19 protein-coding genes, 4 tRNA genes, 3 rRNA genes and 1 riboswitch are annotated in these 24,682 nt (G+C 54.4%); of the genes, 5 read left to right on the top strand and 21 right to left on the bottom strand.

The window, feature by feature from the left end; all coding sequences use genetic code 11:
* Positions 1-52 precede the first annotated feature (52 nt).
* From ilvE to ilvL, 5 genes are all read right to left on the bottom strand, one after another.
* On the bottom strand, positions 53-982 hold the full coding sequence (gene ilvE / locus C3F35_RS12570) for a branched-chain-amino-acid transaminase (protein WP_032615204.1): 930 nt from the start codon (positions 980-982) through the stop codon (positions 53-55).
* Between the two features lie 16 nt (positions 983-998).
* Positions 999-1,268 carry an acetolactate synthase 2 small subunit gene (gene ilvM / locus C3F35_RS12565; RefSeq protein ID WP_032615208.1) on the bottom strand — a complete coding sequence of 90 codons (270 nt, stop codon included), beginning with the start codon at positions 1,266-1,268 and terminating at the stop codon, positions 999-1,001.
* Positions 1,265-2,911 (bottom strand): acetolactate synthase 2 catalytic subunit, encoded by a 1,647-nt coding sequence (gene ilvG / locus C3F35_RS12560; RefSeq protein WP_103793447.1) that lies wholly within the window; start codon positions 2,909-2,911, stop codon positions 1,265-1,267. Before ilvG ends, ilvM begins: the two co-directional genes overlap by 4 nt.
* A 2-nt stretch (positions 2,912-2,913) precedes the next feature.
* The gene (gene ilvX, locus C3F35_RS26835; protein WP_196221615.1) at positions 2,914-2,964 is read right to left on the bottom strand and encodes a peptide IlvX; all 51 of its coding nucleotides are present in this window, start codon (positions 2,962-2,964) and stop codon (positions 2,914-2,916) included.
* Positions 2,965-3,050: 86 nt separating this feature from the next.
* Positions 3,051-3,149, bottom strand: a complete 99-nt coding sequence (gene ilvL, locus C3F35_RS12555) for an ilv operon leader peptide (protein ID WP_023620831.1) — start codon at positions 3,147-3,149, stop codon at positions 3,051-3,053.
* Positions 3,150-3,490: 341 nt separating this feature from the next.
* Here ilvL and C3F35_RS12550 point away from each other — a divergent pair, with 341 nt between their 5' ends.
* Positions 3,491-5,011 (top strand): YifB family Mg chelatase-like AAA ATPase, encoded by a 1,521-nt coding sequence (locus tag C3F35_RS12550; protein WP_103793446.1) that lies wholly within the window; start codon positions 3,491-3,493, stop codon positions 5,009-5,011.
* 25 nt (positions 5,012-5,036) lie between these two features.
* Here the strand turns inward: C3F35_RS12550 and C3F35_RS12545 are convergent, their stop codons facing one another.
* A complete protein-coding gene (locus C3F35_RS12545) occupies positions 5,037-5,375 on the bottom strand; it encodes a DUF413 domain-containing protein (protein WP_032615215.1) in 339 nt (112 codons plus the stop codon).
* Positions 5,376-5,493: 118 nt separating this feature from the next.
* Here C3F35_RS12545 and hdfR point away from each other — a divergent pair, with 118 nt between their 5' ends.
* Complete coding sequence (gene hdfR, locus C3F35_RS12540; protein WP_032615217.1) at positions 5,494-6,315, top strand: HTH-type transcriptional regulator HdfR; 822 nt, start codon at positions 5,494-5,496, stop codon at positions 6,313-6,315.
* A gap of 102 nt (positions 6,316-6,417) precedes the next feature.
* Here hdfR and C3F35_RS12535 read toward each other — a convergent pair.
* The 9 genes from C3F35_RS12535 to btuB all read right to left on the bottom strand — a co-directional run bounded on the left by C3F35_RS12535 (position 6,418) and on the right by btuB (position 14,816).
* Positions 6,418-6,493, bottom strand: a tRNA-Trp gene (locus C3F35_RS12535).
* 50 nt (positions 6,494-6,543) lie between these two features.
* Positions 6,544-6,620 (bottom strand) — tRNA-Asp (locus C3F35_RS12530).
* Between the two features lie 55 nt (positions 6,621-6,675).
* A 5S ribosomal RNA gene (gene rrf, locus C3F35_RS12525) occupies positions 6,676-6,791 on the bottom strand.
* A 92-nt stretch (positions 6,792-6,883) separates the two neighbouring features.
* Positions 6,884-9,789 (bottom strand): 23S ribosomal RNA (locus C3F35_RS12520).
* Positions 9,790-9,983: 194 nt separating this feature from the next.
* Positions 9,984-10,059, bottom strand: a tRNA-Ala gene (locus C3F35_RS12515).
* A 38-nt stretch (positions 10,060-10,097) separates the two neighbouring features.
* A tRNA-Ile gene (locus C3F35_RS12510) sits at positions 10,098-10,174 on the bottom strand.
* Between the two features lie 71 nt (positions 10,175-10,245).
* Positions 10,246-11,785: ribosomal RNA gene (locus C3F35_RS12505) — 16S ribosomal RNA — on the bottom strand.
* The 16S, 23S and 5S rRNA genes sit together here with 4 tRNA genes alongside, the layout of an rRNA operon.
* A gap of 381 nt (positions 11,786-12,166) precedes the next feature.
* Complete coding sequence (murI, locus tag C3F35_RS12495; protein ID WP_032615226.1) at positions 12,167-13,018, bottom strand: glutamate racemase; 852 nt, start codon at positions 13,016-13,018, stop codon at positions 12,167-12,169.
* A complete protein-coding gene (btuB, locus tag C3F35_RS12490; RefSeq protein ID WP_103793528.1) occupies positions 12,963-14,816 on the bottom strand; it encodes a TonB-dependent vitamin B12 receptor BtuB in 1,854 nt (617 codons plus the stop codon). Before btuB ends, murI begins: the two co-directional genes overlap by 56 nt.
* 66 nt (positions 14,817-14,882) lie before the next feature.
* Positions 14,883-15,058: riboswitch (cobalamin riboswitch) on the bottom strand.
* Positions 15,059-15,162: 104 nt separating this feature from the next.
* On the opposite strand from btuB, the gene trmA reads away from it, so the two are divergent.
* Positions 15,163-16,263, top strand: coding sequence for a tRNA (uridine(54)-C5)-methyltransferase TrmA (trmA, locus tag C3F35_RS12485; protein ID WP_032615230.1), 1,101 nt, complete (start codon positions 15,163-15,165; stop codon positions 16,261-16,263).
* A 47-nt stretch (positions 16,264-16,310) separates the two neighbouring features.
* Here the strand turns inward: trmA and C3F35_RS12480 are convergent, their stop codons facing one another.
* Together C3F35_RS12480 and fabR are read right to left on the bottom strand one after the other, a co-directional pair.
* Positions 16,311-16,670 carry a YijD family membrane protein gene (locus tag C3F35_RS12480; protein WP_032615232.1) on the bottom strand — a complete coding sequence of 120 codons (360 nt, stop codon included), beginning with the start codon at positions 16,668-16,670 and terminating at the stop codon, positions 16,311-16,313.
* Between the two features lie 10 nt (positions 16,671-16,680).
* Positions 16,681-17,319, bottom strand: coding sequence for an HTH-type transcriptional repressor FabR (fabR, locus tag C3F35_RS12475; protein WP_032615233.1), 639 nt, complete (start codon positions 17,317-17,319; stop codon positions 16,681-16,683).
* A gap of 196 nt (positions 17,320-17,515) precedes the next feature.
* Here fabR and sthA point away from each other — a divergent pair, with 196 nt between their 5' ends.
* The gene (gene sthA, locus C3F35_RS12470; RefSeq protein ID WP_032615234.1) at positions 17,516-18,916 is read left to right on the top strand and encodes a Si-specific NAD(P)(+) transhydrogenase; all 1,401 of its coding nucleotides are present in this window, start codon (positions 17,516-17,518) and stop codon (positions 18,914-18,916) included.
* Here the strand turns inward: sthA and oxyR are convergent.
* The 4 genes from oxyR to argC all read right to left on the bottom strand — a co-directional run bounded on the left by oxyR (position 18,899) and on the right by argC (position 23,398).
* Positions 18,899-19,816: a DNA-binding transcriptional regulator OxyR gene (oxyR, locus tag C3F35_RS12465; RefSeq protein WP_032615235.1), complete on the bottom strand. Its 918-nt coding sequence runs from the start codon at positions 19,814-19,816 to the stop codon at positions 18,899-18,901. The genes sthA and oxyR overlap by 18 nt on opposite strands.
* 319 nt (positions 19,817-20,135) lie before the next feature.
* Positions 20,136-21,509 (bottom strand): argininosuccinate lyase, encoded by a 1,374-nt coding sequence (argH, locus tag C3F35_RS12460; RefSeq protein ID WP_077226917.1) that lies wholly within the window; start codon positions 21,507-21,509, stop codon positions 20,136-20,138.
* Between the two features lie 101 nt (positions 21,510-21,610).
* Positions 21,611-22,387 (bottom strand): acetylglutamate kinase, encoded by a 777-nt coding sequence (gene argB, locus C3F35_RS12455; protein ID WP_098946274.1) that lies wholly within the window; start codon positions 22,385-22,387, stop codon positions 21,611-21,613.
* A gap of 6 nt (positions 22,388-22,393) precedes the next feature.
* Entirely contained in the window at positions 22,394-23,398 is a 1,005-nt protein-coding gene (argC, locus tag C3F35_RS12450; RefSeq protein ID WP_103793527.1) for an N-acetyl-gamma-glutamyl-phosphate reductase, read from the bottom strand.
* An 88-nt stretch (positions 23,399-23,486) separates the two neighbouring features.
* Here argC and argE point away from each other — a divergent pair, with 88 nt between their 5' ends.
* Entirely contained in the window at positions 23,487-24,638 is a 1,152-nt protein-coding gene (argE, locus tag C3F35_RS12445) for an acetylornithine deacetylase (protein ID WP_032615243.1), read from the top strand.
* Positions 24,639-24,682 lie beyond the last annotated feature (44 nt).

Below are 24,682 nucleotides of genomic sequence, written 5' to 3'. Positions count from 1 at the left end.
TACTCCCGTCTATCTGGTAAATGGGACGGTGCGTGCCGTCCCATATTTATGCTTATTGATTAACCTGATCCAACCAACCCCATTTATCTTCGGTTTCACCGGTAAAGAGGCCAAAGAATGCTTCCTGGATACGTTTGGTCACCGGACCACGGCGGCCTTCGCCCACCTGGATGCCGTCAACGCTGCGCACTGGCGTGATCTCTGCCGCGGTACCGGACATAAAGATTTCATCGGCCAGGTACAGCGATTCACGGGACAGAACCTGCTCGCGCACTTCGATGCCCAGATCCTGCGCCAGCTTGATGATGGCGTCACGGGTGATGCCCGGCAGGGCTGAGGAGGTAAACGGCGGCGTGAACAGAATGCCATCTTTCACTTCGAACAGGTTCTCACCTGCACCTTCAGAGATATAGCCGTTCACATCCAGGGCAATACCTTCCTGATAGCCGTGGCGACGGGCTTCGCTGCCAACCAGCAGGGAAGAGAGGTAGTTACCGCCCGCTTTTGCTGCGGTCGGGATGGTATTTGGTGCCACACGGTTCCAGGAGGAAACCATCGCGTCGATCCCCTGCTCCAGCGCTTCTGCGCCGAGGTAGGCTCCCCACGGGAACGCGGCGATGATCACATCAGTGGTGTAACCGGCTGGCGGGTTGACGCCCATACCCACATCGCCCACAAATACCAGAGGACGAATATAGGCGCTGGTCAGGTTGTTTTTGCGCAGGACGGCGCGGCAAGCTTCCATCAGCTCATCCACGCTCTGGGAAACCGGGAAACGATAAATTTTGGCTGAATCACGCAGACGCTGCATGTGTTCGCGATGACGGAACACAACCGGACCTTTGTGTGAGTCGTAGCAACGGATGCCTTCAAAAACAGACGTACCGTAGTGAAGCGCGTGGGACATCACGTGGACTTTAGCGTCCTCCCAGCGAATCATCTCACCATTGGACCAAATGAAATCAGCTTTTTTCGTCGTCATTTTTCTTCCTTTGCGCTCAGGCGCGAATTTGTTGTGTTTGTGATGTAGCGGCACGCTGCTGGATATCGACCCGGGCGACGTCGACCAGTTTGCTCAACTGGCTAAACAGTAATTCGACGGGGCGCTGGCTGGCAACGGTCAATTCGATATTTATGTTTTGCGCGTCGGTGGCGGTTTCCATGTTCATCGAACATATCTGGAACCCACGATGGCGCACCACGCGTAATACACGTTCTAACGTTTCCGGGTTGAAGCGAGCCTGCACGGCGACCTGATGTTGCATCATGATAATTTCTCCAGCATTTGTGAGTTACTGGCGCCGGGCGGCACCAACGGCCAGACATTCTCAAGTTCGTCGATTGAGACATGAAGCAGGTAAGGCCCCTTGCTTGACAGCATTTCATCAAGTGCCGCTTCAACCTGGTCTTTACGGGTGATGTGCTGGCCAGGAATGCCGAAGGCGCTGGCCAGAACGAGGAAATCGGGGTTATCGGTCAGGGTGGTTTCGCTGTAACGCTCCTGGAAAAAGAGCTGCTGCCACTGGCGCACCATGCCTAAACGTTGGTTATCCAGCAGTACGATCTTCACCGGCAGTTGCTTGCGCTTGATGGTGCCCAACTCCTGCACGTTCATCATGAAGGAGCCATCACCAGAGACACAGATCACCGTATCGTCCGGGCGCGCCACCTGGGCACCTACCGCGGCTGGTAAACCGAAGCCCATCGTGCCTAAGCCGCTTGAAGTGATGAAGTTTTCCGGGCGCGTGTAAGTCATGTGCTGCGCTGACCACATCTGATGCTGGCCCACGTCGGTGGTCACAACACTGTTGGCCGGTTTGCGATCCGACAGCTGCTTGAGCAGCAACGGCGCGAAGATCGCGTCGCCAGGATGGTCGTAACGCCAGGCGTGTTCGCGGCGCATTTCTGCCGCATGCTGCCGCCACGCATCGATCGCTAAAGGCTGTTGTAACGCAGGTAACAGTGCGTTGAGATCGCCCTGCAAGGCCACGTGTGCCTGGCGGAGTTTATTCATCTCTGCCGGGTCGATATCCATATGAATGACTTTGGCATTCGGTGCGAAGGTATTCAGCTTGCCGGTTACGCGATCATCAAAACGCGCACCCACGGCGATCAGCAGGTCACACTCCTGCACGGCGAGGTTGGCGGCTTTCGTGCCGTGCATCCCCAGCATGCCAAGATAGTACGGGTAATCGGCATCCACCGCGCCCAGCCCTTTTAACGTGCAGGCAGCGGGCATCCGGGTAGTGGCAATAAATTCGCGCAGGGCCGGAACCGCTTGCGCCATCCCTACTCCGCCACCTACATAGAGGATCGGCTTTTGCGCATGGGCCAGCATCTGGCTGGCCTCGCTGACTTCCGCAAATGGAAACGCATCATCATTCTCAACGGTGGAGAAGTGCGGCTCCAGATCCCCTAACGCAACCTGGATATCTTTCGGGATATCAACCAGCACCGGGCCTGGACGGCCTGAGTTTGCCACCTCAAAGGCTTCCGCCATGACGCGCGGCAGCTCTTCCAGGGATTGCACGAGGAAGCTGTGTTTTGTGCAAGCCAGTGACAAACCGAGAACGTCCACTTCCTGGAAAGCATCGGTGCCGATGAAAGGGGAAGCGACCTGGCCGGTGATGGCCACCACGGGAACAGAATCAAGCAGTGCATCAGCCAGACCGGTGATCAGGTTGGTTGCGCCCGGGCCGGAGGTCGCCATGCAGACGCCGGTTTTCCCGGTTGCACGCGCATAGCCAATGGCCGCCATCGCTGCACCCTGCTCGTGTCGGCACAACAGATGTTCCACGCCGCCGTCATACAAAGCATCGTAAATCGGCATAATTGCGCCGCCCGGGTAACCGAAGATGGTATCGACTCCCTGCGCTCGCAACGCATGTACTACCCACTGTGCGCCATTCATAGTTACTTCCCCGTCGTAAATCGAGAGAAACAGAATTTTGTGCTACTACTCATGTTCTGCTCCTCGCTTATGTTTTAAGGTCATAAAAAAACCCCCGGACCTTTCGGTGCGGGGGTCTTAGTTCGTTAAGGCTTGATTATTAAGCCTTTCCTCGTCCAAGTGCAGCCCCGCACGGTGGGATAATAATCACCACCACGCTAATCACGACCAGGCTAATCACTAGTAGAAGGGCTGTCATTTTCTGTTCTTTTTGCATCTTGTTCGAAGGAATACCTAAAGAGTTATCACAGATATCGAACCGAACACAACATTTTTTTATAATCCACTTTCTTATTTCGCTAATAATTTAGATAAATATCATTGTTTTTTATGACAAAAATAGAAAATGAATTAATTTCACTTTTTTGTGCGCAGGAGAGGCGAGAAGAAATGCTTATTACAATCTGCGAGCAGGCTTCCATGTCGATGAAAAGATTACAATTTCGTAAAAATATTCAGGAACAGGCCGTGTAAAAACGCCCTTTGCCGGTAAAAATCATCCCGTCACCGTGACATAGTGCCGCTTCAAGGAGGGTCTTTATGTCACTGTCGGTTGTTTATACCCGCGCTGCGTTAGGCGTCAAAGCGCCGCTGATTTCCGTTGAGGTTCACCTCAGTAATGGCCTGCCGGGCTTAACCCTGGTCGGCCTGCCAGAAACCACCGTCAAGGAAGCCAGAGACCGGGTACGCAGCGCAATCATCAATAGCGGTTATACCTTTCCGGCCAAAAAGATCACCATCAACCTGGCGCCTGCCGATTTACCCAAGGAAGGCGGGCGATATGATTTACCTATCGCCATTGCGCTTCTCGCTGCCTCTGAGCAGCTCTCCTGTTCCAGACTGAGCACATACGAGTTCGTGGGTGAGCTGGCGCTTACAGGCGCATTAAGAGGGGTTCCCGGCGCAATATCGGGTGCCCTGGCGGCCATTCAGGCTGGCAGAGAGATTATTGTCGCCAATGATAATGCTGCCGAAGTTAGCCTTATTGAACAAAAAGGCTGTCTGGTGGCCGGGCATTTGCAGGAGGTATGCGCCTTTCTTGAAGGCCGACACGAGCTGGCTGCGCCCGTTCAGGAGCCATTCGCGATAGAAAAGAGCGACCGGGACATCAGAGATATCATCGGTCAGGAACAAGGTAAACGGGCGCTGGAGATCACTGCTGCTGGCGCGCACAATCTGCTGCTGATTGGTCCCCCAGGCACCGGTAAAACCATGCTCGCGAGCCGACTCGATGGCCTGCTCCCGCCACTCAGCAACCATGAAGCGCTGGAGAGTGCGGCAATCCTGAGTCTGGTTAACGCCTCATCGATGTATAAGCAGTGGCGTCAGCGCCCTTTTCGCGCACCGCACCACAGCGCCTCGCTCGTGGCCATGGTGGGCGGGGGCGCGATTCCCGTGCCGGGTGAGATCTCGCTGGCGCATAACGGCATTCTCTTTCTGGACGAGTTACCTGAGTTTGAAAGACGTGTACTGGATGCCTTACGCGAGCCTATCGAATCCGGGCAGATAAATATCTCCCGCACCCGCGCAAAGATCAGTTATCCCGCTCGCTTTCAGCTTATCGCCGCCATGAATCCCAGCCCAACGGGGCACTATCAAGGCAACCATAATCGCTGTTCGCCAGAGCAGACGCTTCGCTATCTGGGACGCTTATCGGGACCATTTTTGGATCGCTTCGATTTATCGCTTGAGATCCCGCTACCGCCGCCAGGGTTATTAAGCCAGACGCATACCAAAGGAGAATCCAGCATCACCGTGCGAAACAGAGTGATTGCTGCGCAGGAGCGACAGCGGGTACGACAACATAAACTCAATGCTCACCTGGATAATGCGGAGATACGCAGGTATTGCTTACTTGCGGCAGAAGACGCCCTGTGGCTGGAAGAGACCCTTACCCGGTTTGGCCTGTCGGTGCGTGCCTGGCAGCGGCTGTTGAAGGTGGCCCGTACAATTGCCGATCTGGAAGAGAGTGAACAGATTGAACGCAGGCACCTGCAGGAAGCCCTGAGCTATCGCGCTATCGATCGCTTGCTGCTGCACCTGCAAAAGATGCTGAGATGAAAAAAGGGGCCGTAGCCCCTTTTTCTTAATCGTCTGACTCGGTGTAGTCTTCTGCACCTTCCATCTGTGGTTTACCACCAGACAGAGTATGGAACCGTTTTGGACGCTTGATACGGCCCATATACTTGATCCATACGCGCTCCGCTTCCGTTACCGGCTCACGCTCGCCACGGCAGACGGCTACAAACGATTTTTCGTCTTCAGTGGTGGGTTCACGTTTTCCCAAATCCAGTTCATTGAAGGCATAACCGTGGCGCTCAAGCAGTTGTGCTTCTTTGATGGTGAAATCACCATGGCGAGAAAATCCGCGTGGATAATTTTTATTGTCGAAAAAACGATTAGTCGTCGTAAAGCTTTCCGCCATCCTACACGCTCCTATATCTTTGGCCGAGCTATTTATGGCGCGGAGTATTAGTTACGCTTGACAGAGCGTCCAACAAAACATTTAAATCATAACGACAAATTATTTTGCGGAGAAAACCGTGGATACGGAATTGCTAAAAACTTTCCTCGAAGTGAGCAGAACTCGCCACTTTGGGCGCGCCGCAGAAGCGCTTTATCTGACTCAGTCGGCGGTGAGCTTTCGTATTCGTCAGCTTGAAAATCAGCTAGGGGTGAACCTTTTCACTCGTCATCGCAACAACATTCGCTTAACGCCCGCAGGTGAAAAACTTCTGCCCTATGCAGAGACTCTGATGAACACCTGGCAGGCCGCGCGTAAAGAAGTAGCTCATACCTCAAAGCATAATGAGTTTTCTATTGGTGCCAGCGCCTCTTTGTGGGAATGCATGCTAAGCCCCTGGCTTAGCCGTTTGTATCGCTCTTATGGGCAGCTACAATTCGAGGCGCGCATTGCGCAGCGGCAGTCGCTGGTAAAGCAGTTACATGAACGACAACTGGATCTGCTGATCACCACCGAAGCACCGAAAATGGATGAATTTAGCAGCCAGATCCTCGGGCAATTTACCCTGGGGCTTTATGCGGCTGAACCTTCAGCCATGAAGAGCGACCTGAATTATCTGCGACTCGAGTGGGGACCTGATTTCCAGCCGCATGAGGCGGGTTTGATTGCCATTGATGATGTGCCGGTCCTGACCACCAGTTCCGCTGAGATAGCCTGCCAGCAACTGGCATCGCTAAAAGGCTGCACCTGGTTACCACAGCGCTGGGCGAGTCAGAAATCCGGCCTGTATACGGTGACGGATTCAGTCCTGCTCCAGAGGCCGCTGTATGCCATCTGGCTACAGAACAGTGACAAGCAAGGGCAAATTAAAGATCTGCTTAAAATCAATGTGATGGATTAAGAGAAATGTTGCAGGGACGCAACGCAAAGAGGTTAAAAAAGGGAAGTTGGGCTTTCTTAGACGCAAAAAAAAATCCTTTGCCGAAGCAAAGGATCCTTTATATGGCAGGGGCGGAGAGACTCGAACTCGCGACACCCGGTTTTGGAGACCGGTGCTCTACCAACTGAGCTACGCCCCTAAATTTCTTACCACTAAGCCTGCTAATAAAGCAGGCTTAGTTTAAATAGGTGGCGGAACGGACGGGACTCGAACCCGCGACCCCCTGCGTGACAGGCAGGTATTCTAACCGACTGAACTACCGCTCCACCGAATACTTCTGTAACCACCGGGTTACTGCCCCGGTTCACTACGTAATTTGATGCCTGGCAGTTCCCTACTCTCGCATGGGGAGACCCCACACTACCATCGGCGCTACGGCGTTTCACTTCTGAGTTCGGCATGGGGTCAGGTGGGACCACCGCGCTACAGCCGCCAGGCAAATTCTGTTTCCGGGCCGCCTCGCGGGCCACCCGGTTAATCTGGTTCAGCTGAAAATTGTCTCAGTCACCGAAAACAGCTTCGGCGTTGTAAGGTTAAGCCTCACGGTTCATTAGTATCGGTTAGCTCAACGCATCGCTGCGCTTACACACCCGACCTATCAACGTCGTCGTCTTCAACGTTCCTTCAGGAGCCTTAAAGGCTCAGGGAGAACTCATCTCGGGGCAAGTTTCGTGCTTAGATGCTTTCAGCACTTATCTTTTCCGCATTTAGCTACCGGGCAGTGCCATTGGCATGACAACCCGAACACCAGTGATGCGTCCACTCCGGTCCTCTCGTACTAGGAGCAGCCCCCCTCAATTCTCCAGCGCCCACGGCAGATAGGGACCGAACTGTCTCACGACGTTCTAAACCCAGCTCGCGTACCACTTTAAACGGCGAACAGCCGTACCCTTGGGACCTACTTCAGCCCCAGGATGTGATGAGCCGACATCGAGGTGCCAAACACCGCCGTCGATATGAACTCTTGGGCGGTATCAGCCTGTTATCCCCGGAGTACCTTTTATCCGTTGAGCGATGGCCCTTCCATACAGAACCACCGGATCACTATGACCTGCTTTCGCACCTGCTCGAGCCGTCACTCTCGCAGTCAAGCTAGCTTATGCCATTGCACTAACCTCCTGATGTCCGACCAGGATTAGCTAACCTTCGTGCTCCTCCGTTACTCTTTAGGAGGAGACCGCCCCAGTCAAACTACCCACCAGACACTGTCCGCAACCCGGATTACGGGCCCACGTTAGAACACCAGCCATTAAAGGGTGGTATTTCAAGGATGGCTCCACGCAGACTGGCGTCCACGCTTCAAAGCCTCCCACCTATCCTACACATCAAGGACCAGTGTTCAGTGTCAAGCTATAGTAAAGGTTCACGGGGTCTTTCCGTCTTGCCGCGGGTACACTGCATCTTCACAGCGATTTCAATTTCACTGAGTCTCGGGTGGAGACAGCCTGGCCATCATTACGCCATTCGTGCAGGTCGGAACTTACCCGACAAGGAATTTCGCTACCTTAGGACCGTTATAGTTACGGCCGCCGTTTACCGGGGCTTCGATCAAGAGCTTCGCGTTGCCGCTAACCCCATCAATTAACCTTCCGGCACCGGGCAGGCGTCACACCGTATACGTCCACTTTCGTGTTTGCACAGTGCTGTGTTTTTAATAAACAGTTGCAGCCAGCTGGTATCTTCGACTGATTTCAGCTCCACCCGCAGGGGCTTCACCTACATATCAGCGTGCCTTCTCCCGAAGTTACGGCACCATTTTGCCTAGTTCCTTCACCCGAGTTCTCTCAAGCGCCTTGGTATTCTCTACCTGACCACCTGTGTCGGTTTGGGGTACGATTTGATGTTACCTGATGCTTAGAGGCTTTTCCTGGAAGCAGGGCATTTGTTGCTTCAGCACCGTAGTGCCTCGTCATCACACCTCAGCGTTAAAAGGTACCGGATTTACCTGGAACCTCCGCCTACATGCTTAAACCGGGACAACCGTCGCCCGGCCAACATAGCCTTCTCCGTCCCCCCTTCGCAGTAACACCGAGTACAGGAATATTAACCTGTTTCCCATCGACTACGCCTTTCGGCCTCGCCTTAGGGGTCGACTCACCCTGCCCCGATTAACGTTGGACAGGAACCCTTGGTCTTCCGGCGAGCGGGCTTTTCACCCGCTTTATCGTTACTTATGTCAGCATTCGCACTTCTGATACCTCCAGCAACCCTCACAGGTCACCTTCGACGGCTTACAGAACGCTCCCCTACCCAACAACACCTAAGTGTCGCTGCCGCAGCTTCGGTGCATGGTTTAGCCCCGTTACATCTTCCGCGCAGGCCGACTCGACCAGTGAGCTATTACGCTTTCTTTAAATGATGGCTGCTTCTAAGCCAACATCCTGGCTGTCTGTGCCTTCCCACATCGTTTCCCACTTAACCATGACTTTGGGACCTTAGCTGGCGGTCTGGGTTGTTTCCCTCTTCACGACGGACGTTAGCACCCGCCGTGTGTCTCCCGTGATAACATTCTCCGGTATTCGCAGTTTGCATCGGGTTGGTAAGCCGGGATGGCCCCCTAGCCGAAACAGTGCTCTACCCCCGGAGATGAATTCACGAGGCGCTACCTAAATAGCTTTCGGGGAGAACCAGCTATCTCCCGGTTTGATTGGCCTTTCACCCCCAGCCACAGGTCATCCGCTAATTTTTCAACATTAGTCGGTTCGGTCCTCCAGTTAGTGTTACCCAACCTTCAACCTGCCCATGGCTAGATCACCGGGTTTCGGGTCTATACCCTGCAACTTAACGCCCAGTTAAGACTCGGTTTCCCTTCGGCTCCCCTATACGGTTAACCTTGCTACAGAATATAAGTCGCTGACCCATTATACAAAAGGTACGCAGTCACACCACGAAGGTGCTCCCACTGCTTGTACGTACACGGTTTCAGGTTCTTTTTCACTCCCCTCGCCGGGGTTCTTTTCGCCTTTCCCTCACGGTACTGGTTCACTATCGGTCAGTCAGGAGTATTTAGCCTTGGAGGATGGTCCCCCCATATTCAGACAGGATACCACGTGTCCCGCCCTACTCTTCGAGTTCACAGCATATGCATCTTCGTGTACGGGAGTATCACCCTGTACCCTGCGACTTTCCAGACGCTTCCACTGACACACATGCTGATTCAGACTCTGGGCTGCTCCCCGTTCGCTCGCCGCTACTGGGGGAATCTCGGTTGATTTCTTTTCCTCAGGGTACTTAGATGTTTCAGTTCCCCTGGTTCGCTTCGTTAAGCTATGTATTCACTTAACGATAGTGTGACGAGTCACACTGGGTTTCCCCATTCGGAAATCGCCGGTTATAACGGTTCATATCACCTTACCGGCGCTTATCGCAGATTAGCACGTCCTTCATCGCCTCTGACTGCCTAGGCATCCACCGTGTACGCTTGGTCGCTTAACCTCACAACCCGAAGCTGTTTCACTTCATGATTGCGAAATCTGAGACCCGACCACACCTTCATCTGCTCTTATTACGGAGAACAGACACAGTGCGTCGTTTCAATTTTCAGCTTGATCCAGATTTTTAAAGAGCAAAACTTCGCAGCGCACCTTCTCAGGTACACTCTGAAGTTTTCTTGTTGTCGCAGTAAAAGATGGTGGAGCTATGCGGGATCGAACCGCAGACCTCCTGCGTGCAAGGCAGGCGCTCTCCCAGCTGAGCTATAGCCCCATCGTAGTTAAATCTCTTCAAATTTGCGTTTGCAAATTTGGTAGGCCTGAGTGGACTTGAACCACCGACCTCACCCTTATCAGGGGTGCGCTCTAACCACCTGAGCTACAAGCCTGCAGAGATTTTTTACTGCTTACTTTTCATCAGACAATCTGTGTGAGCACTGCAAAGGCAGGTTCTTTAAGGTAAGGAGGTGATCCAACCGCAGGTTCCCCTACGGTTACCTTGTTACGACTTCACCCCAGTCATGAATCACAAAGTGGTAAGCGCCCTCCCGAAGGTTAAGCTACCTACTTCTTTTGCAACCCACTCCCATGGTGTGACGGGCGGTGTGTACAAGGCCCGGGAACGTATTCACCGTAGCATTCTGATCTACGATTACTAGCGATTCCGACTTCATGGAGTCGAGTTGCAGACTCCAATCCGGACTACGACGCACTTTATGAGGTCCGCTTGCTCTCGCGAGGTCGCTTCTCTTTGTATGCGCCATTGTAGCACGTGTGTAGCCCTACTCGTAAGGGCCATGATGACTTGACGTCATCCCCACCTTCCTCCAGTTTATCACTGGCAGTCTCCTTTGAGTTCCCGGCCTAACCGCTGGCAACAAAGGATAAGGGTTGCGCTCGTTGCGGGACTTAACCCAACATTTCACAACACGAGCTGACGACAGCCATGCAGCACCTGTCTCAGAGTTCCCGAAGGCACCAAAGCATCTCTGCTAAGTTCTCTGGATGTCAAGAGTAGGTAAGGTTCTTCGCGTTGCATCGAATTAAACCACATGCTCCACCGCTTGTGCGGGCCCCCGTCAATTCATTTGAGTTTTAACCTTGCGGCCGTACTCCCCAGGCGGTCGACTTAACGCGTTAGCTCCGGAAGCCACTCCTCAAGGGAACAACCTCCAAGTCGACATCGTTTACGGCGTGGACTACCAGGGTATCTAATCCTGTTTGCTCCCCACGCTTTCGCACCTGAGCGTCAGTCTTTGTCCAGGGGGCCGCCTTCGCCACCGGTATTCCTCCAGATCTCTACGCATTTCACCGCTACACCTGGAATTCTACCCCCCTCTACAAGACTCTAGCCTGCCAGTTTCGAATGCAGTTCCCAGGTTGAGCCCGGGGATTTCACATCCGACTTGACAGACCGCCTGCGTGCGCTTTACGCCCAGTAATTCCGATTAACGCTTGCACCCTCCGTATTACCGCGGCTGCTGGCACGGAGTTAGCCGGTGCTTCTTCTGCGGGTAACGTCAATTGCTGCGGTTATTAACCGCAACACCTTCCTCCCCGCTGAAAGTACTTTACAACCCGAAGGCCTTCTTCATACACGCGGCATGGCTGCATCAGGCTTGCGCCCATTGTGCAATATTCCCCACTGCTGCCTCCCGTAGGAGTCTGGACCGTGTCTCAGTTCCAGTGTGGCTGGTCATCCTCTCAGACCAGCTAGGGATCGTCGCCTAGGTGAGCCGTTACCCCACCTACTAGCTAATCCCATCTGGGCACATCTGATGGCAAGAGGCCCGAAGGTCCCCCTCTTTGGTCTTGCGACGTTATGCGGTATTAGCTACCGTTTCCAGTAGTTATCCCCCTCCATCAGGCAGTTTCCCAGACATTACTCACCCGTCCGCCACTCGTCACCCGAGAGCAAGCTCTCTGTGCTACCGTTCGACTTGCATGTGTTAGGCCTGCCGCCAGCGTTCAATCTGAGCCATGATCAAACTCTTCAATTTAAGTTTGATGCTCGTGAATTAAACTTCGTAATGAATTACGTATGTTCACTCAGAGACTTGGTATTCATTTATTGTCTTTCGACATTAAGAATCCATGTCACTTTGAGTGCCCACACAGATTGTCTGATAAATTGTTAAAGAGCAGTGCAACGCGGCTTTCGCTCACCGTTGCGAGGTCCCGTATATTACGTTTTCCTCATTCAGAGTCAAGCGATTATTTTTGCTTTTCTCTGCCGGCGTTCATCTCTGAAGCCTGCTGTCACGGCGGTTTGTAATCCGTTGTTCCGTGTCAGTGGAGGCGCATTATAGGGAGTTCTTCGGCAGTGACAAGAGCTAATTTAAAAAAATCTTTCAACCGTCTTTTTTTTGCTCAAAAACGTGCTACAGCGCTAGTTTTTCGAGCGTTTCGAAGCCGTAACGATGTAAAACGGGTAAAAGTTGCTCAGTCTCAGCGGTCAATGCCATGCAATAAGCAATATTCGCGTCGGTAGATTTCGCATCTGGCGCTTCATGTTCAAGCAGCCATGCGGTGCGACGGGCAATAGCTGCCCCTGAGTCTACCAGTCGGGTACCTTCCGGCAGTACGGCAAGCAGCTCGTCCTGCAATAAAGGGAAATGCGTGCAGCCGAGTACAACCGTATCTGGCGGCTCCTTCATACGCAGCCACGGGCGCAGAACGCGGCGCAACTCTTCCAGTGATACCGGTTGGCCGTGCAGTTTTGCTTCGGCCATCTCCACCAGCTCGGCTGAACCTAGCATCGCGATCTGACATTCATTGGCAAAACGTTCGATCAGCTCGCGGGTATAAGGACGCTTAACCGTCCCGCGTGTTGCCAGTAGCCCCACCACGCCATTCGCCGTCAGGCGTGCCGCAGGTTTAATCGCCGGCACCACGCCGACAACCGGGAACGGGAATTTTTCGCGTAAGGCTGGAAGGGAAACCGTACTCGCCGTATTACAGGCAATCACCGCCAGAGCGAGAGGGTAATGCTGTTGTACAGCAGTGACGATTTCAATGACGCGCTCGACAATAAAGTCTTCGCTCTTTTCCCCATACGGAAAAGCCACGTTATCGAATGCATAGATGTAATGAAGATCCGGCAGTAAATGCCGAATCTCATCATAGACTGAAAGCCCACCGACACCGGAGTCAAACACCAGTACGGTGGGACGTGGGTCAGAAGGTGTAGCTGCCAGACAAGGTGTATTCCCGTCCTGCAGTTTCGTAGCCATAAACTGTCTCGTAGTCTTTATCGAACAGGTTGGCGATTTTACCACGAACTGTAAGGTGAGAGGTGACAGGATATGAAACTGCGAGATCCCACAAACTGACCCCACCCATTTTCACGCGCTCTGAGGTGAACGTATCAGGATTGTACGCCACGTCATAACGGGTGCCCAGGTAACGGTAGGCCAGATTCCAGTCGAGATCCCACACCTGGGTATCCAACTGGTACTTCACCTGCTGCTTAGAACGGCGGGCCAGCACCTCGTTGGTTTTGGCATTGCGCGGGTCAACATAGTCATAAGAGATCTGATGTCCCACTGGACCGGTATCAAACTGCGCCGTAGCTTCGATACCTTTAATGCGCGCTTTATCGACGTTGTAGTAGCGGAACGTACGCGGGTCGCTGCTAATCAGGTTGTCGATATCGTTACGATAAGCTGATACGCGCCAGGTGACCGGGCCGGTCAGCCCCTCGAAACCACCTTCCCACTGCTTGCTCTCTTCCGGCTTCAGGTCCGGGTTGCCATAGCTCGCACTGTGGATCTGGCTCATGGTCGGCGCTTTATAGGCCGTACCGTAGGAACCGATGATCCGGTAACCGTCGATAAACTCCCATCCGGCGCTGGTCTGCCAGGTGCTATGGTTACCAAAGTTAGAGTTATCATCATTACGCGCCGCGGCTTCCAGGGTGACGCTATCAAACTGCTGCATGGCAGACAGGAATACCCCGGTGTTGCGCTGCGTGTAGCCTTGATCCAGATAACCTGTTCCCGCCTCGGTTTTTTGTTTCTGCCAGTCCAGACCCGCGCCGATATTGCCGTGGCCAACCGTCACGGTGTTCAGCCATTGAGCGGTGTACTGCTTAACGTCATCCGTGGTGGCAGAAGAAGCATAACGGCCTTTGCTCGGATCATAGTTCTGGTCTTTACTGCGACCATACCCGCCCACCAGTTGAGTCTGGTAGATCCCCTGGTTATAGCGCAATCCGGTATCCCAGTTCTGGCTATACAGCTGGCGCGTGTCCGGCAGGCCATCGACCATAAAGTTAGCATCATAATGCTCATAGCCGTCATACGCCGTGCGGTTGTCATAACCCAGTCCCCGCACGAAACCGCTCAGGTTATCGCTGATCTGCTGCTCAACCGAGCCAAACAGCGACTTACTCATAAAGCCGTCACGATCGGGCTGGCGTGGCGCATCCGCCGCATCGATATCAAAGCCGCGGGTGTAGGTGTAGTTGCCGCCCAGGGTGATCTTGGTTTTATCCAGCACCTGCTGGAAGGAGCCATCGTAAGATTGATACCCTTTAGAGCCGACGCCGGCAGTGATTTCAGCGCCTGGCTTGTCCCGGCCGGTGATGATGTTAATCACGCCGCCAATGGCATCCGAGCCATAGAGGGCCGAACGCGGGCCGCGAATGTATTCGACACGTTGAATGAGTGAAACGGGGATTTGGCTGAGATCCGGTGAGTTACTGATGCCGGCGTTATTCAGTGGAATGCCGTCGATCAATATCAGCACATGACGGGATTCCGTTCCGCGAATAAAGGTAGAAGAGTTGGCACCCATGCCGCCGCTTTGGGCAATATCCACACCCGGTAAGCGTGACATGATTTCAACGACGCTTTTTGCCTGCCAGCGTTCAATATCTTCCCGGGTCACAACGGAGCTAGGGGCCAGAACGGTGTTAGCAGGTTGAGCAACACGGTTAGCCGTTACGACCAGCGCGTCTGCGCCAGATTGCGCCCAGCCCGAAAATGCCGTGACGGAAAGCGCCGTCAACAGCGATACTTTTTTTATCATTGTAAAAGCATCCACAGTATAAGAAGGATGCCGCAGGCCTCACCCATAGCACGCGATGATGAAACCAAATGCGACGTAATTCCGGCAGGTCTTCGGGCTAGGTGGCTTTATAAGGATGAAGACTTCCCATTTTCACAGTGTCTATAGCTCTCATCCCGCCAGTCTTTACCGCTGCGCGTCAGCTCCAGATTTGCACTGGATTCCCTTTTCACTCTCAAGAGACCGGAAACATAATGCTACATTTAGACACGTATAGATGTCCAGACTGCTGTTAACCATTAAGGCTGGACATCCCCTGTACAATCCCTACAATCCCCGCGTAATTCATCATCAATCAGGAAGCATCATGACCCCCGAACACCTCCCGACAGAACAGTACGACGCGCAACTGGCAGAGAAAGTCGTCCGTCTGCAAAGTATGATGACGCCTTTTGCTGCGCCTGCGCCTGAGGTGTTCCGCTCCCCGGTCAGTCACTACCGTATGCGTGCCGAATTCCGCATCTGGCATGACGGCGACGACCTTTATCACATCATCTTCGATCAGCAGACCAAAAGCCGTATCCGCGTGGACAGTTTCCCGGCGGCCAGCGAGCTGATTAACCAGTTGATGACCCTGATGATGGATGGCGTGCGTAATAATCCGCTGCTGCGCCATAAGCTGTTCCAGATTGACTACCTCACCACCCAAAGCAATCAGGCCATCGTCTCGCTGCTGTACCATAAAGCGCTGAATGACGAATGGCGCCAGGCCGCAGAAGCCCTGCGTGATGCACTGCGTGCGCAGAACATCAACGTGCATCTGATTGGCCGTGCGACAAAAACCAAAATCATGTTGGATCAGGATTTCATCGACGAGCGTCTGCCGGTGGCGGGCAAAGAGATGATTTATCGCCAAGTGGAGAACAGCTTTACTCAGCCGAACGCGGCGATGAACGTGCAGATGCTGGAGTGGGCACTGCATGCCACTGAAGGTTCAACCGGCGATCTGCTGGAGCTGTACTGCGGTAACGGTAACTTCTCGCTGGCGCTGGCGCGTAACTTCAATCGCGTTCTGGCTACCGAAATTGCCAAACCGTCGGTCGCTTCCGCCCAGTACAACATCGCGGCTAACCACATTGATAATGTGCAGATCATTCGGATGTCGGCGGAAGAATTTACTCAGGCGATGAACGGCGTGCGGGAGTTTAACCGTCTGCAGGGGATTGATCTGAAGAGCTACCAGTGTGAGACGATTTTCGTCGATCCACCGCGCAGTGGGCTGGACAGCGAAACCGAGAAGATGGTGCAGGCGTACCCGCGTATTCTGTATATCTCCTGTAACCCGGAAACCTTATGCAAGAACCTGGAAACATTAAGCCAGACGCACAAGGTTGAACGTCTGGCATTGTTCGATCAGTTCCCGTATACGCACCATATGGAGTGCGGTGTGTTACTGACGGCCCGGTAAATCGTAATGCCGGGTGGCGCAGCGCTTACCCGGCCTACAAACACATCTTACTCTGGCAGCTGCTGTTTACGATTGCGCATTTTAAAGCCGATCCAGAACACCAGCGCTACCGACAGCACCGCAGGCAGGAAGTTAGAGCCAATGTCCGGGTACTCTGCACGCACCACGGTGCTATACAGCAGGACGCCCAGCACAAAGAACGCCGCCGACAATGCCGGTAACCCCACCGGCATGGTGCGATTCTGATAACGCTGATGCAGACAGTACACCGTCAGCACCAGAGAGATCATCGGGAAAACCGAAAACGGCACAATAGAGCTAAAAATCGCTGCAAACGTACCGTTAATGGATAAGCCAGCGATCAATGCCAGCAACAATGTTCCTTTATCCTGTCCTGTCTGTTTCATTACTCACCTTTCACTCATCGGATTGATGCGCCAGTTTTTCTTGTTCACGGCGATACCAGTAATAAGCCCCTTTAGAGATCATCCGCAGTTGCAATACCAGTCGCTCTTCGAGTTGTTTGCGTTGTTCAACGCTCACATCCAGTGCTTCGGCGCCCGCACTGAAGACTATTGTCACCATCGCCTCGGCCTGCGCTTCAGTGAAGGCGCGCGGCATATGGTTTTCGAGTTCAAGATAGTCGGCAAGTTCCGCAATAAAATGCTGAATCTCACGCGCCACGGCGGCACGAAACGCGGCCGACGTACCAGAGCGTTCCCGCAACAGTAAACGAAACGCGTTGGGATTGTTGCCGATAAACTCCATAAAGGTGGAAACGGAGGTGCGGATCACGCTGCCTCCTTTAGCTATACGCTGACGCGCCTGGCGCATCAGCTGGCGGAGCATCAGCCCGCTTTCATCCACCATGGTCAGACCCAGTTCATCTACGTCACGGAAATGACGATAGAAAGAGGTAGGCGCAATCCCGGCTTCGCGTGCGACTTCGCGCAGGCTCAGACTGGCAAAACTTCGCTCGGCACTCAGTTGACTGAATGCCGCTTCTACCAGCGAACGCCGGGTTTTCTCTTTTTGTTGTGCTCTTACGCCCATCACGATAGTTGAATCCTTCCAAAGGCCCGCTGGCACTATACCAGAGAATAAAATTAATCGGTTTACCTGGCTTACAGAATGACGCTTTCCATGTTGTTTGTGCTCCACCACGCGAAAAGAGCACAACGATAATTGGGTTATCCCGTCAATGATGTTACTATTCTGTTGCTTTTATGTATAAGAACAGGTAAGCCTTACCATGTCACATTCCTACGATTACGACGCAATAGTTATTGGTTCCGGCCCTGGCGGCGAAGGCGCTGCTATGGGACTGGTTAAGCAAGGAGCCAGAGTCGCGGTTATTGAGCGCTACCATAATGTTGGCGGCGGTTGCACCCACTGGGGCACCATCCCTTCTAAAGCCCTCCGCCACGCTGTCAGCCGCATTATTGAATTCAACCAGAACCCTCTTTACAGCGATCACTCCCGCCTTCTCCGTTCATCATTTGCCGATATCCTGAACCACGCTGATACCGTTATTAATCAGCAGACCCGTATGCGTCAGGGCTTTTATGAACGTAATCATTGCGAAATTCTGCAGGGTAACGCCCATTTCGTGGATGAACATACGCTGGCGCTGGAGTGTCATGACGGTTCCGTCGAGACCATCACCGCCGAGAAGTTTGTGATCGCCTGCGGCTCACGCCCGTACCGTCCGGCAGATGTGGATTTCTCCCATCCGCGCGTCTACGACAGCGACTCCATTCTGAGCCTGCACCATGAGCCGCGCCACGTACTGATTTACGGTGCCGGGGTGATCGGCTGTGAATATGCTTCCATCTTCCGCGGCATGAACGTCAAAGTTGACCTGATAAACACCCGCGACCGCCTGCTGGCGTTTCTCGATCAGGAGATGTCCGACTCGCTCTCGTACCACTTCTGGAACAGCGGCGTGGTGATTCGTCATAACGAAGAGTATGAGAAGATCGAAGGCTGCGATGATGGCGTAATTATGCACCTGAAGTCCGGCAAAAAGCTGAAAGCCGACTGCCTGCTCTACGCTAACGGTCGTACCGGTAATACCGATTCGCTGGCGCTGGAAAACATCGGCCTGACCACTGACAGCCGCGGGCTGCTCAAGGTCAACAGCATGTATCAGACCGCCCTGCCGCATATCTATGCTGTAGGTGACGTCATTGGTTATCCAAGCCTGGCGTCGGCCGCTTATGACCAGGGGCGCATTGCCGCTCAGGCGCTGGTGAAAGGTGAAGCGACGGCGCATCTGATTGAAGATATCCCGACCGGCATTTACACCATTCCTGAGATCAGCTCAGTCGGGAAAACCGAACAGCAGCTGACGGCCATGAAGGTGCCTTACGAGGTGGGTCGCGCCCAGTTTAAACATCTGGCGCGGGCGCAAATCGTCGGGATGAGTGTGGGTACGCTGAAGATCCTGTTCCATCGCGAGACGAAAGAGATCCTCGGCATTCACTGCTTCGGTGAACGTGCGGCGGAAATCATTCACATCGGCCAGGCGATCATGGAGCAAAAAGGTGGCGGTAACACCATCGAGTATTTTGTTAACACCACCTTTAACTACCCGACCATGGCAGAAGCCTATCGGGTTGCGGCGCTGAACGGCTTAAACCGCCTGTTTTAACGCACTGTCGAAACGGCCATCCATCGAACTGCGGATGGCCTCTGCCAGCTGCTCATAGCGGCTGCGCAGCGGCGACCCTGGACGATAGACCAGGCCAATAGTACGACGCGGCTCCGGCTTGATGCACGGCAGATAAACCACCCCGTCACGGCGACGCTCTGGCGGAACGGACAGCGCTGGCAGCAGCGTAATACCACTCCCCGCCGCCACCATGTTACGCAGCGTTTCCAGACTGGTTGCGCGGAAGTGGGTATCTTCATCGGCACCCGCTTCAAAACAGAAGCCCATCGCCTGATCGCGCAGACAGTGACCATCTTCCAGCATCAGCAGCTTTTCACCGGCCAGATCGGCCATCGGTACGCGATCGCGGTTCGCCCACGGGTGATCCTCATAGATCGCCAGCATCATCGGTTCATCAAACAGCGGGACTTCGATAAAGGATTCACTCTCTTTGACCAGCGCGAGGATCGCGCAGTCGAGTTTGCCGCTATCTAACTGCGCCAGCAGCTGATGCGTTTGCGCTTCATGCAGGTACATTTCGAGTTTTGGGAAAGTCTGATGCAGCATCGGAATAATTTGCGGCAGCAGGTATGGGCCAACGGTAGGGATCAGGCCAATATGCAGCGGGCCGGACATCGTCTCCCCCTGCTGGCTTGCCATTTCCTTGAGCACTTTGACCTCGCGCAGCACGGTGCGCGCCTGATCCACCAGCAGAAGACCTGCCTGGGTGAACAGAACCTTACGACTGGTGCGCTCCAGCAGCATCACACCAAGTTCGTCTTCCAGCTTACGGATCTGACCGCTAAGCGTAGGCTGACTGACGTGGCAGGAATCTGCCGCGCGGCGAAAATGGCGGTGTTCAGCTAATGCAACCAGGTATTCAAGATCACGAATATTCATTATTCATCCTCCGTCGCCACGATAGTTCATGGCGATAGATAGCATAGCAATGAACGATTATCCCTATCAAGCGTTCTGTTGAATAATGCATCACAGAGACGAAGCGGCACTGATTACCCTTGAAGTCCTGCCCGTCTAACGAGTTTTTCTCAAAGCTCGAACAACTAAAGCCAACGTGAACTTTTGCGGACCCCGTGGTCCGCTTTTTTTTTGCGTTAAAAAACGGGATAAAAGCAAAATGGCAACCGAAGTTGCCATTTTAGGGTGTGCTCTCTCGAACTAAAGGAAAGAGCCGGGGTGGAGCACCAGCCCGCACGCATTAAAGCAGACGGTTTTTTGCATCCGCAATGGCCTGCGCCACCTGCTGCGGCGACACGCCGCCTTTTGCCGCACGCTTATCCAGGCACGACTGCAGCGCCAGGATAGGGTAAACATCATCGCCAATCACGTTGCTGAATTTCTGCAGGTCAGCCAGGGACAAGTCTTCCAGCGGCTTGCCCTGACGAATGGCTTCTACCACCGCTTCGCCCACAATATGGTGCGCTTCACGGAACGGCACGCCTTTGGCGACCAGGTAATCCGCCAGCTCGGTGGAGTTGGCATAGCCCTGCTGAGCCGCTTCCTGGCAACGCGGACGTTTCACCTGAATGCCGTCCAGCACCAGCGCCGCCATATGCAGACAGTCCAGCCAAGTGTCGAGCGCGTCGAACAGCCCTTCTTTGTCTTCCTGCATATCTTTGTTGTACGCCAGCGGCAGCCCTTTCAGGGTCATCATCATGCCGGTCAGTGCACCCTGCACGCGGCCACACTTGCCGCGGATCAGCTCCAGCGCATCCGGGTTTTTCTTCTGCGGCATCAGGGAAGAGCCGGAGGTCACACGATCGGACAGCTCCACAAAACCGGCTTCGCCAGAGTTGAAGAAGATCAGGTCTTCGGCGAAGCGCGACAGATGCACCATACCGATTGACGCATTTGAGAGCAGCTCCAGCACATGGTCACGGTCGGAGACGCTGTCCAGGCTGTTGCGGGTGGCAGAAGCAAAGCCCAGCCAGCCGGCCAGCTGCTCACGGTCGATTTCATACGCCGTACCGGCCAATGCGCCGCTGCCCAGCGGGCTAACGTCCAGACGCTTTAAGGCATCCTGCAGACGACTCTCATCACGCGCCAGCATCTCAACGTAGGCCAGCGACCAGTGAGCAAAGGTGACAGGCTGCGCACGCTGCAGGTGGGTATACCCTGGCATCACCGCGTCCTGGTTGTTTTGCGCGGTTTCCACCAGCGCGCTCTGCAGTTGACGGTTCGCCGCCAGCAGTTCCACCACGGTATCTTTACACCACAGCTTCAGGTCGGTCGCCACCTGGTCATTACGGCTCCGGCCGGTGTGCAGCTTTTTACCTAGCTGGCCGACTTTGTCGATCAGTTTGCCTTCCACCCAACTGTGAATATCTTCGGCATCGCTCTCGAGGATTTGCTGCGGGTTCAGACGCACCTCTTCCAGCAGGTTGTTCAGCGCCTCTTCCAGCTGCAGCTGTTCGTCTGCGGTCAGCACGCCAACGGTGACCAGCGCTTTGGACCAGGCCACAGAGCCGACAATATCCTGCTCGGCCAGGCGGTAGTCGAAGCGCAAAGAGTCGTTGAACTGTTTGAACCGTTGATCCGCTGCCTGTGTAAAACGCCCACCCCAAAGTGCCATAACATGCTTCCTTTATTCGTTAGTTCTGCCGGGTGGCGCTACGCTTACCCGACCTACGGTCTTGTCGGCCCGGCAAGCAGAGTGCCGCCAGGCATTAAATATTAAGCCAGAATACGGGTACCAATCGGCGTGCCGTTGAACAGGGCTGGCAGTTGCTCGGCGTGACGCCAGGAGGCGATATCCACCGGGCGGCCAAGCGTGCGCGCGGCATCCAGCGCCGCATTCACTTTCACAATCATGCCGTCGGTAATAATGCCCTGGGCGATCAGCTGCTCAGCCTTCGCCGCAGTCATTTCCGCAATGCGCTGGCCTTTGCCGTCCAGAATACCGCTCACGTCAGAGAGGAGGATCAGGTCGGCGCCCAGCGTCGCCGCCAGAGCGGTAGCCGCCTGGTCTGCATTGACGTTCATCAGCTCGCCCTCTTCGGTCACACCGATAGAGCTGACCACTGGCAGGAATCCCCCTTCCAGCAGGGTATTAATCAGCTTAGGCGAACCCGGCTGCGCCAGGCCTACATGCCCCAGCTCTTCGTCAAGCTGGGTCACTTTTACGCTGTCGCCATCGCCGAGATAAAGGCCCACGGAGGCGATATGGTGTTTCTTCGCCCAGGCCAGCAGCGTTTTGTTGGCAGTGCCCGCCAGCGCGCCGGTAATGATGTCGATCTGGTCGGCAGGCGTGACACGCAGGCCATTCTTCTTTTTCACCGGCAGGTTAAGGCCTTTCATTAACTCATCAACCACACAGCCGCCGCCGTGGACAATCACCAGCGGGCGTTGATGGGATTCGCGATAGTTAACCAGCGCGGTAAACAGACGCTCCAGCGCCTCTTCGCTGTCCAGCAGCACACCACCAAGCTTGATAATTAATGGATTCATCATCACACCTTAAATAAGAGACTGCGTTTCAGCATAGCCAAAACGAATATTTGCGCACTGAACAGCCTGGGCGGCTGCACCTTTCAGCAAGTTATCTTCTGCGGCCACCACAATCAGGTGTTCACCCTGCACGGCAAAACCGATATCGCAGAACGGCAGGCCGACCACATTTTTCAGCGCCGGCACGCCTTTGTCATACAGACGTACCAGCGGTTTATTCGCATACGCCTGCGCGAAAGCTTTGCCTACCTGCTCTTTGGTCACGCCCGGTTTCAGGCGGCAGGTGATGGTTTCGAGGATCCCGCGCGGGAAGTTGCCCAGGTGCGGAGTGAAAATGACCTCCGCCCCCAGATGGGTGGTGATTTCCGGATGATGACGATGATTTAACACGCCATACGGCTGCAGGCTCACTTCACAGAAGCTGTTGGAGATAGCCGCTTTGCGCCCTGCTCCGCTCACGCCGCTGGTGGCGTTGATCACTGGCCACTGGTTGAGATCCAGCAGGTCTGCATCGATCAACGGCTTCAGGGAGAGTTGCGCCGCCGTCGGGTAGCAACCCGGCACGGCAATCAGGTTCGCTTCTTTCAGCGCATCTGCGTTCCACTCCGCCAGACCATATACCGCTTGTTCAAGCAGATCCGGGTGCTGATGGGTGAAACCATAGTATTTTTCATAGAACGCGGGGTCGTTCACACGGAACGCACCGGAGAGATCGAATACCACGCAGCCGGCCGCCAGAAACTGTGGCGCCAGGTCGTGGCTAACTTCGTGGGCGGTGGCTAAAAACACCACGTCCACGCCGTCGGTAAACACGCTGATATCCGACATTGGCTGCAACGGCAGATCGACAATCCCTTTAAGTTGCGGATGTAAATCGGAAATTAACTTTCCTGCATCATTGCTTTGCGCTGAGACAGTCAAAGCGGTTATGGTCATATGAGGATGGCGATTCACGTAGCTTACAAGCTCTGCGCCCGCATAACCGCTAGCGCCTACAATCAGCGTATTCAACATCGGGTTCCTTTATGCTCAACGTTAATGTATTTTTATTCACATTTATTGCATGAATATTGATACTATCACGACCTAAGGTGTGTCAACAATGAAAATGAATTTACCGCCATTTATCGAGATCTACCGCGCCCTGATTGCCACGCCGTCCATCAGCGCAACGGAAGAAGCGCTGGATCAGAGTAATGAGACTTTAATCAATCTGCTGGCGGGGTGGTTCAGCGATCTCGGGTTTAAAGTGGAAGTTCAGCCCGTCCCGGGAACCCGTAATAAATTTAACCTGCTCGCGAGCACCGGGCAGGGTGCGGGCGGTCTGCTGCTGGCGGGACATACCGATACCGTACCGTTTGACGATGGCCGCTGGACGCGCGATCCCTTCACCCTGACCGAGCACGACAACAAGCTCTACGGGCTGGGCACCGCCGACATGAAAGGCTTCTTCGCCTTTATCCTCGACGCGCTGCGTGACGTGGACGTGAAAACGCTGAAAAAGCCGCTCTATATTCTGGCAACCGCCGATGAAGAGACCAGCATGGCAGGCGCGCGCTACTTCTCTGAAAACACCGCAATTCGCCCGGATTGCGCCATTATCGGCGAGCCAACCTCCCTGCAACCTATCCGCGCGCATAAAGGCCATATCTCCACGGCGGTGCGCGTGCTGGGCCAGTCCGGCCACTCCAGCGATCCGGCGCGCGGCGTTAATGCCATCGAACTGATGCACGACGCCATTGGCCGCATCATGACCCTGCGCGACGATCTGAAAGAGCGTTATCACTACGATGCGTTCACCGTGCCGTATCCGACCCTCAACCTCGGCAGCCTGCACGGCGGCGATGCGTCCAACCGCATCTGCGCCTGCTGCGAACTGCATATGGATATCCGCCCGCTGCCGGGCATGACCTTAAGCGATCTTGACGGCTTGCTGAATGAAGCGCTGGCCCCGGTGAGCGAGCGCTGGCCGGGCCGCCTGACGGTTTCTGAACTGCATCCGCCGATCCCGGGCTATGAGTGCCCACCGGACCATCAGTTGGTGGAGGTGGTGGAAAAACTGCTCGGCGAAAAAACCGACGTGGTGAACTACTGCACCGAAGCGCCGTTTATTCAGACTCTCTGTCCGACGCTGGTCCTCGGTCCGGGTTCCATCAACCAGGCCCACCAGCCGGATGAGTATCTGGAAACGCGCTTTATCAAACCGACCCGTGAACTGATCACCCAGGTTGTGCATCACTTCTGCTGGCATTAATGACTGTCCCCCTCTCTCACGAGAGGGGAAAAATCTCATGATCT

Source organism: Leclercia sp. LSNIH3 (assembly GCF_002935105.1).
In the GTDB taxonomy this organism is placed as follows: Bacteria; Pseudomonadota; Gammaproteobacteria; order Enterobacterales; family Enterobacteriaceae; genus Enterobacter; species Enterobacter adecarboxylatus.
The sequence above is the reverse complement of the archived record's forward strand: the minus strand, read 5'-3'. Positions and strand labels throughout refer to the sequence as shown.

Excerpts from the sequence above, each read along its gene's own strand:
- ilvE (WP_032615204.1), bottom strand. The coding sequence starts at position 982 with ATGACGACGAAAAAAGCTGATTTCATTTGGTCCAATGGTGAGATGATT.
- ilvM (WP_032615208.1), bottom strand. The coding sequence starts at position 1,268 with ATGATGCAACATCAGGTCGCCGTGCAGGCTCGCTTCAACCCGGAAACG.
- ilvG (WP_103793447.1), bottom strand. The coding sequence starts at position 2,911 with ATGAATGGCGCACAGTGGGTAGTACATGCGTTGCGAGCGCAGGGAGTC.
- ilvL (WP_023620831.1), bottom strand. The coding sequence starts at position 3,149 with ATGACAGCCCTTCTACTAGTGATTAGCCTGGTCGTGATTAGCGTGGTG.
- C3F35_RS12550 (WP_103793446.1), top strand. The coding sequence starts at position 3,491 with ATGTCACTGTCGGTTGTTTATACCCGCGCTGCGTTAGGCGTCAAAGCG.
- C3F35_RS12545 (WP_032615215.1), bottom strand. The coding sequence starts at position 5,375 with ATGGCGGAAAGCTTTACGACGACTAATCGTTTTTTCGACAATAAAAAT.
- murI (WP_032615226.1), bottom strand. The coding sequence starts at position 13,018 with ATGGCTACGAAACTGCAGGACGGGAATACACCTTGTCTGGCAGCTACA.
- btuB (WP_103793528.1), bottom strand. The coding sequence starts at position 14,816 with ATGATAAAAAAAGTATCGCTGTTGACGGCGCTTTCCGTCACGGCATTT.
- trmA (WP_032615230.1), top strand. The coding sequence starts at position 15,163 with ATGACCCCCGAACACCTCCCGACAGAACAGTACGACGCGCAACTGGCA.
- C3F35_RS12480 (WP_032615232.1), bottom strand. The coding sequence starts at position 16,670 with ATGAAACAGACAGGACAGGATAAAGGAACATTGTTGCTGGCATTGATC.
- sthA (WP_032615234.1), top strand. The coding sequence starts at position 17,516 with ATGTCACATTCCTACGATTACGACGCAATAGTTATTGGTTCCGGCCCT.
- oxyR (WP_032615235.1), bottom strand. The coding sequence starts at position 19,816 with ATGAATATTCGTGATCTTGAATACCTGGTTGCATTAGCTGAACACCGC.
- argH (WP_077226917.1), bottom strand. The coding sequence starts at position 21,509 with ATGGCACTTTGGGGTGGGCGTTTTACACAGGCAGCGGATCAACGGTTC.
- argB (WP_098946274.1), bottom strand. The coding sequence starts at position 22,387 with ATGATGAATCCATTAATTATCAAGCTTGGTGGTGTGCTGCTGGACAGC.
- argC (WP_103793527.1), bottom strand. The coding sequence starts at position 23,398 with ATGTTGAATACGCTGATTGTAGGCGCTAGCGGTTATGCGGGCGCAGAG.
- argE (WP_032615243.1), top strand. The coding sequence starts at position 23,487 with ATGAAAATGAATTTACCGCCATTTATCGAGATCTACCGCGCCCTGATT.